The sequence below is a fragment of the Leucobacter chromiiresistens genome (genome assembly GCF_900102345.1).
GTDB lineage: Bacteria > Actinomycetota > Actinomycetes > Actinomycetales > Microbacteriaceae > Leucobacter > Leucobacter chromiiresistens.
The window spans coordinates 1,676,751-1,690,775 of sequence record NZ_FNKB01000001.1 but is presented as its reverse complement, the minus strand read 5'-3'; the positions used below and the strand labels follow the sequence as shown (position 1 = coordinate 1,690,775).

Sequence of the window (14,025 nt, the reverse complement as noted above, 5' to 3'; positions counted from 1 at the left end):
TAACATCTGTCAGGCAGGTCTCTCTGGACCCCGCCAGAGAGGGCCTTGAGCCGCCGCCGCGCGGTCGCAGCGCCCGGCTCAGGCCACCCGCTGCCCCGCGCGCCACACCGCTCCGACGAGCGGCATGCCCGGCCGGTACGCGAGGTGCGTCGCCGACGGCGCCTCGAGCAGTTGCAGGTCGGCGCGGGCGCCGGGCACGATGCGGCCGACCGCGCCCTGCGCCGCGCCGCTCGGGTCGCGCCAGCCGTCGCGCTCCGCGCCCAGCGCGATGGCCCCGCCGAGCGTCGCCGCGCGCACCGCCTCCTGCACCGTGAGCCCCATCTGCAGCACCGCGGTGGCGACGCAGAACGCCATCGAGCTCGTGTACGAGGTGCCCGGGTTCGCGTTCGACGCGATCGCGAGCACCGCCCCCGCGTCGAGCAGTCTCCGCGCCGGGGCGAACGGCACTCGCGTCGAGAGGTCGCAGGCGGGCAGCACCGTTGCGACCGTTCCGCGCGGCCCCGCTCCCCCGTCCCAGTCGCTCCACGACCCGGCGAGCGCCGAGACGTCGTCGTCGCTCAGATACCCGAGGTGATCGACGCTCAGCGATCCGGCCGCGACGGCGAGCCGCGCGCCGGGCCCGTGCCCGAGCTGGTTGCCGTGCACCCGCGTCGCGAGCCCGGCGCGGGTGGCCGCTGCGAGCACCCGCCCGGTCGCCGCCTCGTCGAACGCGCCCGCCTCGCAGAACACGTCGACCGCGCTCGCATGGGGGGCGACCGCGTCGAGCATGGGCCCCGTCACGAGGTCGAGGTAGGCGTCGGGGTCGACCCCGGTCGGCACGACGTGCGCGCCGAGGAAGGTGACCGCGTCGACGTGCCGCCCCGCGAGCACGGCCGCGCGCCGCTCGTCGGCCACGGTGAGCCCGTACCCCGTCTTCGTCTCGAGCGTGGTGGTGCCGCCGCGCCGCGCCTCCGCGACGAGCCGCGCGAGATTCGCCTCGAGCGCCGCGTCGGTGGCCGCGCGCGTCGCCTCGACCGTCACGTTGATGCCGCCGGCGGCGTACGCCTCTCCGGCCATGCGCGCCTCGAACTCCGCGGTGCGGTCGCCGGCGAAGACGAGGTGCGTGTGCGCGTCGACCCAGCCCGGCAGCACCGCGCGGCCCGCGGCGTCGAAGCGGTCGTCGGCGGCGGGCGCGGCGGCGGCGGGCCCGACCCACGCGACGCGATCCTGCTCGATCACCACGGCGGCGTCGCGCAGGCGCCCGCCCTCGGCGTCGTCGTTCGTGGTGAGCTCGCCGATGCGGTCGATGAGCAGGCTGGCCGCGGGGTGCGTCATCGCGTCACCAGGCCTGATCGGTGTTGCGGATGACCGGCGCGACGGGGATGCGCACGCCTCGCTCGCCCGCGACGTCGACGGCCCGCTGGTACCCGGCGTCGACGTGGCGGATGACGCCCATGCCGGGGTCGTTCGTCAGCAGCCGCTGCAGCTTCTCGGCCGCGAGCGGCGTGCCGTCGGCCACCGAGACCTGGCCCGAGTGCTGCGAACGCCCGATGCCGACGCCGCCGCCGTGGTGCAGCGACACCCAGGTCGCACCCGAGGAGGCCGCCGTGAGCGCGTTGAGCAGCGGCCAGTCCGAGATGGCATCCGATCCGTCGGCCATCGCCTCGGTCTCGCGGTAGGGCGAGGCGACAGAGCCGGAGTCGAGGTGGTCGCGCCCGATCACGATCGGAGCCGACACCCGCCCCTCGGCGACGAGCTCGTTGAAGCGCACGGCGGCCCTGGCGCGGTCGCCGTATCCGAGCCAGCAGATGCGGGCCGGGAGCCCCTCGAACTCGACGCGATCCTGCGCTGCGCGGATCCACCGGTGCAGGTGCTCGTTCTCGGGGAAGAGCTCGAGGATCGCCTCGTCGGTCACGCGGATGTCCTCGGGGTCGCCCGAGAGCGCCGCCCACCGGAACGGCCCGAGCCCCTCGCAGAAGAGGGGCCTGATGTACGCGGGCACGAAGCCCGGGAACTCGAAGGCGCGGTCGTAACCGCCCGCGCGGGCCTCGTCGCGGATGGAGTTGCCGTAGTCGAAGACCTCGGCACCCGCGTCCTGGAACTCGACCATCGCCTGCACGTGCGCCGCCATCGCCGCCTGCGCGTCGCGCGTGAACCCCTCGGGGTCCGCCTCGGCGCGCGCGAGGCGCTCGTGCACGTCGTAGCCGATCGGCAGGTAGCTCAGCGGGTCGTGCGCGCTCGTCTGGTCCGTGACGACGTCGATGGAGATCTCGCCCGCACGATGGCGGCGGAGGATCTCGGGGAAGACCTCGGCGGCATTGCCGACGAGGCCCACCGACCAGCCGCGGCGCTCGGCCTTCGCCTGCTGCACCTTCGCGAGCGCCTCGTCGATGTCGGAGACGACTTCGTCGAGGTAGCGCTTGCCGACCCGCCGCTCGAGGCGGCTCCGGTCGACGTCGACGATGAGGCAGGCGCCCTCGCTCAGGGTGACCGCGAGCGGCTGCGCCCCGCCCATGCCGCCGCACCCGCCGGTGAGGGTGATGGTGCCCGCGAGGGTGCCGCCGAAGCGCTTGCGGGCGACCGCGGCGAACGTCTCGTACGTGCCCTGCAGAATCCCCTGCGTGCCGATGTAGATCCACGAACCGGCGGTCATCTGCCCGTACATGGTGAGGCCCTCGGCCTCGAGCCGGCGGAACTCGGGCCAGTTCGCCCAGTCGCCCACGAGGTTCGAGTTGGCGATGAGCACGCGCGGCGCCCACACGTTGGTGCGGAACACGCCGACGGGCTTGCCCGACTGCACGAGCAGCGTCTCGTCGTCCTCCAGGTCGCGCAGGGTGTCGACGATCGCGTCGAACGCCTCCCAGCTGCGGGCCGCCCGGCCGGTGCCCCCGTAGACGACGAGGTCGTCGGGGCGCTCGGCGACCTCGGGGTCGAGGTTGTTCATGAGCATGCGCAGCGGGGCCTCCGTCTGCCAGCTCTTCGCGGTGAGTTCGCTGCCTCGGGGGGATCGGACGGGGCGTGCGCCGGGAAGTGCCATCGTGGGACCTTTCGCTGAAGTGCCGGATCGCGGGGCGTCGCCCCGCTCCCCCTATCCCAGCCGGTCGGCGGCCCTCCGACAACGCGCCGACGCCCGCGCCTGTCCGGGGTTCCAGACAGGCGCGGGCGTCGTGCGGGAGTGGGTCAGCGCGTCTGACCGAGCTCGATGTGCGCGCCGGGAATGGCGGCGAGCAGGTTCTTCGTGTACTCCTCGCGGGGGTTCTCGAACACCTCGTCGGTGGTGGCCTGCTCCACGATGCGGCCCTGCTGCATCACGCACACGCGGTCCGCGATGAGCCGCACGACCGCGAGGTCGTGCGTGATGAACAGGTACGTGAGGCCCAGCTCGCGCTGCAGCTCGGCGAGCAGATCGAGGATCTGCGCCTGCACGAGCACGTCGAGCGCCGACACGGCCTCGTCGAGCACCAGGATGTCGGGCTTGAGCGCGAGCCCGCGCGCCACCGCCACGCGCTGCCGCTGGCCGCCCGAGAGCTCGTTCGGGTAGCGCGTCGCGAGCTCGCGCGGCAGCGCCACCTGGTCGAGGAGCTCGTAGACGCGCGCCTTGCGGCTCGCGGCGTCGCCCACCTGATGGATCTTGAGCGGCTCCATGATGGTGTTGCCGATGTTGTGGAGCGGATCGAGCGACCCGTACGGATCCTGGAACACCGGCTGCAGCGTGCGGCGCAGATCGAACAGCTCGCGGCCCGACATGTTGCGGGTCTCCTTGCCGCCGACCTTCACCGAGCCGCTCGTGGGGGGCTCGAGCTGCAGCACCATCTTCGCGATGGTCGACTTGCCCGAACCCGATTCTCCGACCAGCGCCATGGTCTCGCCGCGGTTCACGGTGAACGACGCCCCCGCGACCGCGTGGAAGTCCTCCGACCCGAAGCTCCCCTTGCGGATCTTGTAGACCTTGCCGAGGTCGGAGACCTCGATCATCGGCTCGCCGTGCTTCACGACCGGCTTCGGCTCGTCGGAGAGCGCCGCGAGGTCGAAAGTGCGCGTCGGCGCCGTCGGCACCGTGGCATCCGAGCCGATGCGCCGCGACGCGAGGCTGGGCGCCGCCGAGACGAGGCGCTTCGTGTACGGGTGCTGCGGCCGTTCGAGGATCTCGCGGCTCGGCCCCGACTCCACGATGTTGCCCTGGTACATCACGATCAGCTTCTCGGCCCGCTCGGCCGCCAGGCCGAGATCGTGCGTGATGAAGACGACCGCGGTGCCGAGCTGCTGCGTCAAGCCCTGCAGGTGGTCGAGCACGACGCGCTGCACGGTGACGTCGAGGGCCGACGTCGGCTCGTCGGCGATCAGCAGCTGCGGGTTCGCCGCGAGCCCGATGCCGATGAGCGCGCGCTGCTTCATGCCGCCCGAGAACTGGTGCGGGAACTGCTTCATGCGCTGCTCGGCGTTCTGCAGGCCGGCCTGCTCGAGCACCTCGATCGCGCGGGCCCGCACCGCCTTCTTCCCCGAGGCGAGGCCGTTCGAGCGGATCGCCTCCTCGACCTGGAAGCCGACCGACCACACCGGGTTGAGGTTCGACATCGGGTCCTGCGGCACGAGGCCGATCTCGCGGCCCCGGATGTGCTCCATGTCGCGCCGGCCGATCCCGACGAGCTCGCGCCCCTGCCAGAGGATCGATCCGCCCGACACCACACCGGTGCCGGGGAGCAGGTTCATCACCGCGTGCATGGTGGTCGACTTGCCGGAGCCCGACTCGCCGACGATCGCGACGGTCTCGCCGGGGTAGACGTCGAAGCCGACGCCGTGCAGCACCTCGCGCCGCTCCTGCTTCACGCCGAACTCGACCTTCAGGTCGCGCACGCTGAGGATCGGGCGCGTCGGGTCGGCGGCGCGCTCCGCGCCGCCGTGGTTCATCTGTCGCTGGTCGCTCATCGCTGCGCCCTCGCCTTCGGATCGAGCGCATCGCGAACGACCTCGCCCAGCATGACGAAGCCGAGCACGGTGGTCGCGAGCGCGAGGGACGGCCAGAGCAGGAGCTGCGGGTCGTTGCGCAGGTCTCGCTGGGCGGCCGAGATGTCGTTGCCCCAGCTGATGTAGTCGGCCGGCGGCAGCCCGACGCCGAGGAACGACAGCACGGCCTCCGCGACGATCGCGGCGGAGAGCGAGAGCGTCGTCACGACGATCAGGGGGGCCATGGAGTTGGGGATCACGTGGCGCACGAGCGTCTTGAACTTCGACAGTCCGAGCGCCGTGGAGGCCATCACGTAGTCGGCGTTGCGCACGCGGAGGATCTCGGAGCGCAGGATGCGCGCGGAGACCGGCCACGAGAAGCCGCCGATCGCGAACGCGATGGTGAGCGGATTGCGGTACTCCTGGAACACCGTCATCACGATCACCGCGGCGAGGATGTAGGGGATCGAGAAGAAGATGTCGCCGAGGCGCGAGATCACGGTGTCGACCCAGCCGCCGAAGTACCCGGCGAGCGAGCCGGCGATCGTTCCGACGACGAAGGTGATGAGCACCACGAGCAGGCCGACGGAGACCGAGGTCGACGTGCCGTAGAGCACGCGGGAGAACACGTCCTCGCCCTGCGCGGTGTAGCCGAGCGGGTGCCCCTCGGAGGGGCCCTCCTTCGACATGCCGAGGTCGGCGGCGCGCGGGTCGACCTGCGTGAACAGCTGCGGGAACAGGGACACGACGAGTACGACCAGGATGATCGCGGCGGAGATCCAGAACATGGGCCGGCCGCGCATGTCGCGCCACGCGTCGAGCCACAGGTTCGACTTCTTCTCGTCGATCTTGACGGCGTCGACTGCGGCGACGGGCGTCTCCTCGAATGGGGCGACGAAGTGCTCCGGAATCGGGTTCTTCGGCTCAGGCATAGCGGATCCTCGGGTCGAGTACGGCGTACAGGAGGTCGACGAGCAGGTTCACGCCGAGGTAGATGAGCACCATGAAGGTCACGAACGACACGACGAGCGAGTTGTCGCCCTTCAGAATGGCGTTGAAGAGCGCGTTGCCGACGCCGGGCACGTTGAAGATGCCCTCCGTCACCGTCGCGCCGACCATGAGCGTGCCGAAGTTGGTGGCCGTGTTGGTGATCGTCGGGATGAGCGAGTTGCGCAGCACGTGCACCGGCACGACGCGGCTCCGGCTGAGGCCCTTCGCGTAGGCGGTGCGCACGAAGTCCTGGTTCAGCGTGTCGATCACCGAGGCGCGGGTGAGGCGCATGCTCGTCGGGTACAGCGACACGGCGAGCACGATGGCCGGGAGCAGGAGATCCTGCAGCGGGGCGCCGGTGCCGACGGTCGTGCGGAACCAGCCGAGCTTGATGCCGAGGCCGAACTGCGCGATGAAGGCGATGACGAAGATCGGGATGCTCAGGAAGACGAGGCCGATGATCAGGTTCAGGTTGTCGAAGAACTTGCCCTTGCGCAGACCCGAGATGAGGCCGATCGTCACGGCGAGCAGGAGCTCGAACACGATGGCCATCGCCGCCAGCTTGATGGTGACGGGGAACGTGCGCTCGAGGATGCTCGAGACGGGCTGCCCCGAGAAGCTCATGCCGAAGTCGCCGACGAGCACGCCCTTGAGGTACAGCAGGTACTGCACGAAGAAGGGCTGGTCGAGGTTGTACTGCTCGCGCAGGCGCTCGATGATCGCCGGGTCGGGCGTCTTGTCGCCGAACATCGCGAGGATGGGGTCGCCGGGCATGGCGAAGACCATGAAGTAGATGAGGAAGGTGGTGCCCAGGAGTACGGGGATCACCTGGAGCAGTCGGAAGAGGATGTATCTCAGCATGCGAGGCATCCTCTCCGAGCGTCGTTGATAAGCATGTCGCGTTTTCTCTCGCAGTGATGGTGCGATGCGGGTGGGCGGAACGACGGTGTTCTCGACCCGCAGGCGTCGGGGAGCCGGGCGCGCGCGGTGGCGCCGCGCCCAGCGCGGAGGCCCCGAGCACGATGCTCGGGGCCTCCGACAGGGGTGATCAGTTCTTGGTGATCTCGTAGTAGAGCGGCACCGAGTTCCACCCGAACTCGACGTTGTCGACGCTCTCGCCGTAGCCGCCGTTCACGTTGGCGTACCAGAGCGGGAACGCGGGGAGGTCTTCCAGGAGGACCTCCTGCGCCTGCTGGAACTTCTCGTTCGCGGAGGCCGGGTCGGTGTCGACCGAGCCCTCCTGCAGCAGCTTGTCGAACTCGGAGTTCGAGTAGTCGCCGTCGTTCGAGGAGGCGTTGGTCGCGTACAACGGCCCGAGGAAGTTGTACAGACCCGGGTAGTCCGCCTGCCACCCCGTGCGGAACGCGGTGGTGATGGTGCGGTTCGTGATCTCCTCGCGCAGCACGTCGAACTTCGGGTACGCCTTGCCCGCGGCCTTGATGCCGAGCGTCGACGCGATGCTGTTCGACGTCGCGTCGACCCAGGCCTGGTGGCCGCCGTCGGAGTTGTAGGCGATCTCGAAGGTGTCGCCCGACCACGGCGCGATCTCGTCGGCCTCGGCCCAGAGCTTCTTCGCCTCCTCGGGGTTGTACTCGAGCACCTCTGCGCCCTCGAGCGAATCGCTCCAGCCGTCGATGACGGGCGAGGTGAAGTCGCTCGCCGGGGTGCGCGTGCCGTCGAAGATCTTGTCCGTGATCTGCTCGCGGTCGATCGACATCGAGATCGCCTTGCGGCGCAGCTCGCCCTCCTCGCCCGAGAAGTGCTCCAGGCTCTCCGGAATGGTGAAGGACTGGAACACGGCCGCGGGCTGGTTGACCGCGCGGTCGCCGAGGTCGCTCTGGAAGTTCGCGAGCTGCGTCTCGGGAATCTGGTCGATCACGTCGACGTTGCCGCCGAGGAGGTCGGAGTACGACGCGTCCTGCGTCGCGTAGAACTTGATCGTCACGCCGCCGTTCTGCGGCTTGCGCGGGCCGTTGTAGTCCTCGTTCACGACGAGCTCGATCTGCTCGTCGTGCTGCCAGGCGCCCTCGCCGGCGAGCATGTACGGTCCGTTGACGACGGGCATCTCGCCCTGCGCCGCCATGTCGTCGAACGCGACATCGGGCAGCGGGTAGAACGCCGAGTAGCCGAGGCGCTGCGGGAAGTCGGACGCCGCCTTGTTCAGCTTCACGGTGAACGTGGTGTCGTCGACGACCTTGAGGCCGGAGAGCTCGGGCACGCTCTCCTCGTAGCTGAAGCCCTCGATGTCTTCGAAGAAGTAGCTGTTGAGCTGGGCGTTGTCGGCGTTCGCGCCGTAGTTCCACGCCTTCACGAAGTTCTCCGCCTTGACGGGGGTGCCGTCGGTGAAGGTCGCATCGTCGCGAATCGTGATCGTGTAGTTCGTCGCGTCATCGCTCTCGATGGACTCGGCGAGGTCGTTGTGCGCCGCGCCCTCGGCGTCGTAGTACACGAGCCCGGCGAAGATCAGGTCGAGGATCTTGCCGCCGCCGACCTCGTTGGTGTTCGTCGCAATCAACGGGTTCTGCGGCTCCGAGCCGTTGGTGGTGATGATCGCTGCACTGTCGGCGTTGCCGCCCTCGCCGTTCCCGCCGTCGCCGCTCGACGAGCAGCCCGACAGCGCGAGCGCGCCTGCGGCGGCCAGCGCGATGAACGCGTATCCGATCCGTGGTCGCTTCACTGGTTTCCTCCTTGAAATGTCCCCCGACATACCGATTGAACGTCCGTTCGCGGCACCCGAAAGGTTCGATAGTACGCACCCAGACTACAGACCTGTCAGACCGGATGCGCACAATTCGCGTCGGCGTAACTCCTTCGTAACAGAGGCTTGTAGCTCTCCGAGAAAGTTCCGAGCCCCGTGCGACGGTCGCTGTGGGCACTCGACACATTCCTGGGAGTCCGGCGATACGCTGACGGCATGACCTCCGCCGCGCTCCGCACTCGCCTCCGCTGGGAGGTCGGCATCGTGCTCGCGCTCTCGTTCGGCGCCTCGGCGGTGTACGCGATCGTCTCGATCGTCGAGCGGCTCACCCGCGACACGGCGCTGTCGCAGCAGACCGCCACGATCAACCGCCCGCTCTCGGATCGACCGGTCTTCGATCTCGTGTCGCAGCTGCTCGCCTTCGCGTTCGGGCTCGCACCCGTCGCACTGGTCGTCTACCTGCTCTGGTCGGGCGCGCGCCCGCACCTGGCGCGCCTCGGCCTCGGCCGCCCGCCGCACGCCCGTGGGGCGTGGTGGGGCCGCGAGATCGGCGGGGGCGTGCTGCTCGCCGCCGCCATCGGCATCCCGGGCATCGCGTTCTACCTGTTCGCGAAGGCGATCGGCATCAACGCGACGGTGGTGCCGACCGCCCTCGACACCGCGTGGTGGACGGTGCCGGTGCTCGTGCTGCAGGCGCTGCGCGCGGCGCTCAGCGAGGAGCTCGTCGTCGTGGCCTACCTCTGCGACCGGTTTCGGCGGCTGGGGGTCGGTCCGTGGGCGACGATCGTCTCGAGCGCGCTGCTGCGCGGCAGCTACCACCTCTACCAGGGGTTCGGCGGGTTCATCGGCAACGTGGTGATGGGCGTCGTCTTCGGCTGGGCGTACCAGCGATGGGGCCGCGCGCTCCCCCTGATCGTCGCCCACTGGGTGCTCGACATCGTGAGCTTCGCCGGGTACCCCCTCGCCCTCGCCCTCTGGCCGGCGCTCTTCGCGGCGCCCGCCGGCTGAGCGGGGGTCGGGGCGCCGCACCCGGGTGCGGGGCCCGGCGCCGACGCCCCCGGGAGCGGATCGGTCGCTAGCCGACCGGCGTCACGCTCTTCGCGAAGGCATCGGTGAGGCCCCAGAGCTCGTCGTACAGCTCGGGCGCGGCCTCGCACCGCTCGGCGGGCTTGAGCACCGAGTACGACCCGTCGGCGCCCTGCGTCACTCCCCACTGCGACCGCATTGCAGCGCACTCCTCGGGCAGCGAATCGATGAGCGGGCTGCTCAGCTGCAGGTTCACGTTGTCGGGGATCACGTAGCTCGTCATCCCGAACTTCTGGCTGAGCTGCGAGGTCACTCCCCACGCAGGGATGTCGAGCGTGCTCGTCGGCCCGACCTCCACAGCGGGCACCTCGTTCGGATCCTCCGCCTCGGCATCGTCGGTGCCATCGGCGTCGTCCTCCGCGTCGCTCGAGGGCGACGGCGACGGCGACGCGCTCGGCGCCGAGGTCGTCGGCTTCCCCGTCGACGCCTCGTCCGCACCCGCATCGCCGCGGGCGAGGTTCACGAGCACGATGCTCACGACGATCGCGATGACGGCGACTGCGCCGACCACGATCCACGGGAGCGCCTGAGGGGCTCTCCGGGTGACCGTGCGCTTCGGCTCGGTCGCCAGCTGAGCCGTGCGCACGCGCTCCGCCTGCTCGTACGACAGACGCTCCCGCGCGGGCACCGGCCGCGGCTCGGCCGGCGAGCCGGCGTCCGCGGGCCCGAAGAGTTCCTCGAATGGGTCTTTACTCACGTCGACAGCCTAACCGCGCTTGTTGGGAGCCTCGTTCGCGTCGTCCGCGCCGCCGCCGCGTCGCCCGAGCTCGGCGAGGGCGGTGATGTGCGGGACGTCTGTGCCGCAGCACCCCCCGAACACGGTGGCGAGCGGAGCGAGGGTGCGCAGGGCGAACTCGGCCTCGGCGAACGCGCGCGGATCGTCGGCGGGGCGCTCCGAAGCGGCGGCCGGGTCTTCGGTCAGGGCGGCGTTCAGGCGGAAGCCGACGATGCGCTCGAGCTCCGCCGCGCCGGCCGAGCGGGCCAGGCCGGCGGCCACCTCGCTCGGATGGGCGCAGTTGATCAGGTAGCCCTCCGGCGCGGCGTCGGTCTCGCGATCCACGGCGGCGATCGCCTCGACGATCGCGCTGCCGTCGGCGAGCCGGCCGTCCGCGGTCACCGCGAACGAGACGAACACCGGCACGCGCGACGCGAGCGCGGCGCGCACCACCCCGGTGGCCTCGGCGGCGTCGAGTGTCGTCACCGACGTCACGCGATCGGCCCCCGCCTCCGCGAGCGCCCGCACCTGCGGCGCGTGGTACGCCTCCGCCTCGTGCGCGCTCATCCGCTCGGCCGCGACGTAGTCGTCGAACCGCGGGCCGACGCAGCCGTTCACGATGATCTCGGGGCCCGCGACGGGCGCACGGCCCGGCACGGGCTCGTCGAGCTCGCGCACGAATGCCGCGGCATCGGCGTTGACCCGGGCCAGCTCGTCGGCGCCGTAGCCGAGCCGCTCGCCCCAGTCGGGGTTCGCCCGCCAGGTCGGCGTGTCGAGCACGATCGGCAGGCGCTGCTCGCGGGCCAGCGCCAGGAAGGGCGCGTAGTACTCGCGCAGCGCGATCCGGCCCTCCGCCGTGTCGAGCAGCACGAATGCCGCGAACTCCGGCAGCTCCTGGCCGAGCCGGTCGGTGAGCGCGGTCTCGATGCCGCCGTCGGTGACGATGAGCGTCATGGTGCCTCCTTCTCGTTCCGGCGCGCGCCGCCCGGGGGCAGCGCCGCCATGATCTCGCCGCGGCGCCGCGAGAACTCGTCGACGCGTCGATGATGCCGATCCATGATGCCGGCGTCGCGCAGCGCGAGCGTGCCGGGGTCGCCGCGCTCGATCCCGGCGCGCCACCGCTTCGAGATGAGGGCCATGCGCCGTTCGACGGCGTCGAGCAGCGCTCTCGGGGTCACTCCCCCGTACGTCTCCGCGGCGAGCGCGAGCCGCCTCGCCGCGTCGGCCGGGGGGATCTCCCGCAGCAGCGGAACGCCCGACCAGCACAGGAACGCGAGATCGTCGATCGGATCGCCGGGGCCGGCGCGATCCCAGTCGATCATGCCGGCGAATGCGCCGTCGACGACCACCCAGTTGTAGAGCCCGGGGTCGTTGTGGCACACCACCTGGCCCGCCTCGAGGGCCTGCACGCCCTGACGCCACTCCAGAGCGCCCGGTGCGAAGCTCCGCACCGCGTCGTGGTATCGGCGCAGCCACGAGACGGCCTCGCCGAGCGCCGCGTCGCTCACGCCGTCGACCTCGGGGACGAGGGTGCTGCCCGGAAGGTAGTCGAGGATCTCCCGGCCGTCATCGTCGATGCCGTGCACGTGCGGCACCCCGTCGAGGCCCTGCGCCTCGAGATGGGCCAGCAGCGCGTGCACGGCCGGGGTCCAGGGCCCCGTCGGCCGATGCACGCGGGTCTCGCCGTCGGCCTCCCGCACGCGCCATACCCCGCCGGATCCGCCCGGAAGATGCTCCCGCTCCATGCCTCTCACCGTACCCGACCCGGGCGGCGGGAGCGCGCAGGCGGCGTCAGCCCTGCGTGCGCCGACGTTCGACGAGCGCACGAGTCATCTCCTGCAGCGAGGCCGCGACCGGTGCGGTGTCGAGCGCCTGCGGCGCGACCGCGGCGAGCACCTCGGCCCACCGCGCGCGCAGGCGCTCGAGGTTCTGCGCGGCGAGGGGCGTGGGCCGCACGAGCACCCCGCGACCGTCGGGGCTCGATCGGCGGCGCGCGACGAGGGCCTTCGCCTCCAGCCCGCGCAGCGCGATGCTGACGTTCGAGCGCTTGAGGCCGAGCTGCTCGGCGAGTGCACTGGGAGCGGTCTCGCCGCGCCGGTCGAGCGTCGCGAGCACCAGGCGCTCGGTCTGGGTGAGCGGGATGTAGTCGGCGTGCTCGTGCTGGAACTCGATCTCGCGGGCGAGCGCCACGACGGCGCCTGCGAGATCGGCCAGCGCCTCGGGGTCGATCGTCGATCCCGCCGCTGTTCCGGGAGTGGTCGGAGCGTCGTGCATGGATTCATCGTAGGCCACGCACCCCGAACATTTATTGTAAGATAACCACTCGTGACTGCTTCCCCTCTCCCCGCTCCGCACCCCACCGCCGCCGCTCCGGCCGGCAACGCCCTCGGCCCCGGCCTGCTCGTCGTGCTCGGCCTGCTGGCCGCGGTGGCCCCCTTCGGCATCGACCTGTACCTCCCCGCATTCCCCGCCATCGCCCGCGAACTCGGCACCAGCGCGACCGGGGTGCAGCTCACCCTCACCGGCTTCCTCGTCGGCATCATGCTCGGGCAGCTCGTCTTCGGCCCGCTCTCCGACCGCATCGGCCGGCGCCTTCCGCTGCTCATCGGTTCCGTCGTGCTCATCATCGCCAGCGCGGCCGCCGTGCTGGCGCCGAACCTCGGCGTGCTCGTCGCCGCCCGCGTGCTGCAGGGTCTCGCCGGCGCGGCCGGCATGGTGCTCGGGCGCGCCATCATCTCGGACCTCGCGACCGGCGCCGTTGCGGCCCGCGCCATGAGCCTCATGATGATCGTCAGCGGCGTCGCCCCCGTCGTCGCCCCGCTGATCGGCGGCGCCCTCGCCGCACCGCTCGGCTGGCGCGGGGTGCTCGCCGTGCTGTTCGCGATCGCGCTCGTCATGCTCGGCGCCGTCGTCTGGGGCGTGCGCGAGACCCTCCCCGCCGACCGCCGCGCGCAGCTCGCCGCATCGCGGAGCACGCAGGGCTCCCCCCTGCGCCGGCTCGTCTCGCGCCAGTACCTCGGCCACACCGTCGCCTTCGCCGCGGCGTTCACCGTGATGATGGCGTACATCTCGGCATCGCCGTTCCTCTACCAGTCGATGCTCGGCGCGAACGAGCTCCAGTACGGGCTGCTGTTCGGCGCGAATGCCCTCGCGCTCGTCGCGACGAGCGCGGTCTCGGCGCGGCTCGTCACCCGCCTCGGCCCCCGCACCCTCGCGCGCATCGGCCTCGGCGGCGTCGCGGCGGGATCGCTCGTCATGCTCGGCGCGGCGCTCCTCGCCGCCTCGCCGTGGGTGCTCGCGGCGGCCGTCTTCGTCGTGGTGGCCTCGCTCGGTTTCGTCATGGGCAACGTCACCGCGCTCGCGCTCTCGGCCGTGCCCGGCGCGGCCGGAACCGCCTCGGCGCTGCTCGGCGCCCTGCAGTTCGGGTGCGCCGCAGTCGCCTCGCCGTTCGTCAGCATCGGCGGCGAGCGCACCGCCCTGCCGCTCGCGATCATCATGGTCGCCGCATCCGCGATCTCGCTCGTCGCATTCGCCTGCGGGCGGGTGCGCCCCGCCCCGGCGGCGGGCGCGAACGCCTGAGCCGCCCGGGCGCGCGTCAGGGTGCGAGCCCGGG

The 14,025-nt window shown here is 71.4% G+C and carries 12 protein-coding genes; 2 read left to right on the top strand and 10 right to left on the bottom strand.

The features are described from left to right. Positions 1-78 precede the first annotated feature (78 nt). From BLT44_RS07765 to BLT44_RS07740, 6 genes are all read right to left on the bottom strand, one after another. Complete coding sequence (locus BLT44_RS07765) at positions 79-1,314, bottom strand: amidohydrolase family protein (RefSeq protein WP_074690104.1); 1,236 nt, start codon at positions 1,312-1,314, stop codon at positions 79-81. A gap of 4 nt (positions 1,315-1,318) precedes the next feature. Beyond that, positions 1,319-3,016 (bottom strand): urocanate hydratase, encoded by a 1,698-nt coding sequence (gene hutU, locus BLT44_RS07760; protein WP_010157701.1) that lies wholly within the window; start codon positions 3,014-3,016, stop codon positions 1,319-1,321. Between the two features lie 143 nt (positions 3,017-3,159). Beyond that, positions 3,160-4,887: a dipeptide ABC transporter ATP-binding protein gene (locus BLT44_RS07755; RefSeq protein ID WP_010157702.1), complete on the bottom strand. Its 1,728-nt coding sequence runs from the start codon at positions 4,885-4,887 to the stop codon at positions 3,160-3,162. A gap of 14 nt (positions 4,888-4,901) precedes the next feature. Continuing rightward, a complete protein-coding gene (locus tag BLT44_RS07750; RefSeq protein ID WP_010157703.1) occupies positions 4,902-5,855 on the bottom strand; it encodes an ABC transporter permease in 954 nt (317 codons plus the stop codon). Next, a complete protein-coding gene (locus BLT44_RS07745; RefSeq protein WP_010157705.1) occupies positions 5,848-6,774 on the bottom strand; it encodes an ABC transporter permease in 927 nt (308 codons plus the stop codon). Before BLT44_RS07745 ends, BLT44_RS07750 begins: the two co-directional genes overlap by 8 nt. A gap of 187 nt (positions 6,775-6,961) precedes the next feature. After that, positions 6,962-8,590, bottom strand: a complete 1,629-nt coding sequence (locus BLT44_RS07740) for a peptide ABC transporter substrate-binding protein (RefSeq protein ID WP_010157706.1) — start codon at positions 8,588-8,590, stop codon at positions 6,962-6,964. A 237-nt stretch (positions 8,591-8,827) separates the two neighbouring features. Between BLT44_RS07740 and BLT44_RS07735 the strand changes: the two genes are divergently transcribed. Then, positions 8,828-9,619 carry a CPBP family intramembrane glutamic endopeptidase gene (locus BLT44_RS07735; RefSeq protein ID WP_010157707.1) on the top strand — a complete coding sequence of 264 codons (792 nt, stop codon included), beginning with the start codon at positions 8,828-8,830 and terminating at the stop codon, positions 9,617-9,619. A 67-nt stretch (positions 9,620-9,686) separates the two neighbouring features. On the opposite strand, the gene BLT44_RS07730 is transcribed toward BLT44_RS07735, so the two are convergent. The 4 genes from BLT44_RS07730 to BLT44_RS07715 are packed head-to-tail and all read right to left on the bottom strand — an operon-like array spanning position 9,687 to position 12,686. Next, positions 9,687-10,394, bottom strand: a complete 708-nt coding sequence (locus BLT44_RS07730) for a hypothetical protein (RefSeq protein ID WP_010157708.1) — start codon at positions 10,392-10,394, stop codon at positions 9,687-9,689. 9 nt (positions 10,395-10,403) lie between these two features. Then, positions 10,404-11,366: a homocysteine S-methyltransferase family protein gene (locus BLT44_RS07725; RefSeq protein ID WP_010157709.1), complete on the bottom strand. Its 963-nt coding sequence runs from the start codon at positions 11,364-11,366 to the stop codon at positions 10,404-10,406. Next, on the bottom strand, positions 11,363-12,157 hold the full coding sequence (locus BLT44_RS07720) for a phosphotransferase (protein WP_010157710.1): 795 nt from the start codon (positions 12,155-12,157) through the stop codon (positions 11,363-11,365). The genes BLT44_RS07725 and BLT44_RS07720 overlap by 4 nt, the downstream gene beginning before the upstream one ends. A gap of 46 nt (positions 12,158-12,203) precedes the next feature. After that, positions 12,204-12,686, bottom strand: coding sequence for a MarR family winged helix-turn-helix transcriptional regulator (locus tag BLT44_RS07715; protein ID WP_074690103.1), 483 nt, complete (start codon positions 12,684-12,686; stop codon positions 12,204-12,206). 51 nt (positions 12,687-12,737) lie between these two features. Between BLT44_RS07715 and BLT44_RS07710 the strand changes: the two genes are divergently transcribed. After that, entirely contained in the window at positions 12,738-13,991 is a 1,254-nt protein-coding gene (locus BLT44_RS07710) for a multidrug effflux MFS transporter (RefSeq protein WP_010157712.1), read from the top strand. The last annotated feature ends 34 nt before the right edge of the window (positions 13,992-14,025 follow it).

Excerpts from the sequence above, each read along its gene's own strand:
- BLT44_RS07745 (WP_010157705.1), bottom strand. The coding sequence starts at position 6,774 with ATGCTGAGATACATCCTCTTCCGACTGCTCCAGGTGATCCCCGTACTC.
- BLT44_RS07715 (WP_074690103.1), bottom strand. The coding sequence starts at position 12,686 with ATGCACGACGCTCCGACCACTCCCGGAACAGCGGCGGGATCGACGATC.
- BLT44_RS07720 (WP_010157710.1), bottom strand. The coding sequence starts at position 12,157 with ATGGAGCGGGAGCATCTTCCGGGCGGATCCGGCGGGGTATGGCGCGTG.
- BLT44_RS07725 (WP_010157709.1), bottom strand. The coding sequence starts at position 11,366 with ATGACGCTCATCGTCACCGACGGCGGCATCGAGACCGCGCTCACCGAC.
- BLT44_RS07750 (WP_010157703.1), bottom strand. The coding sequence starts at position 5,855 with ATGCCTGAGCCGAAGAACCCGATTCCGGAGCACTTCGTCGCCCCATTC.
- BLT44_RS07755 (WP_010157702.1), bottom strand. The coding sequence starts at position 4,887 with ATGAACCACGGCGGCGCGGAGCGCGCCGCCGACCCGACGCGCCCGATC.
- BLT44_RS07735 (WP_010157707.1), top strand. The coding sequence starts at position 8,828 with ATGACCTCCGCCGCGCTCCGCACTCGCCTCCGCTGGGAGGTCGGCATC.
- hutU (WP_010157701.1), bottom strand. The coding sequence starts at position 3,016 with ATGGCACTTCCCGGCGCACGCCCCGTCCGATCCCCCCGAGGCAGCGAA.
- BLT44_RS07765 (WP_074690104.1), bottom strand. The coding sequence starts at position 1,314 with ATGACGCACCCCGCGGCCAGCCTGCTCATCGACCGCATCGGCGAGCTC.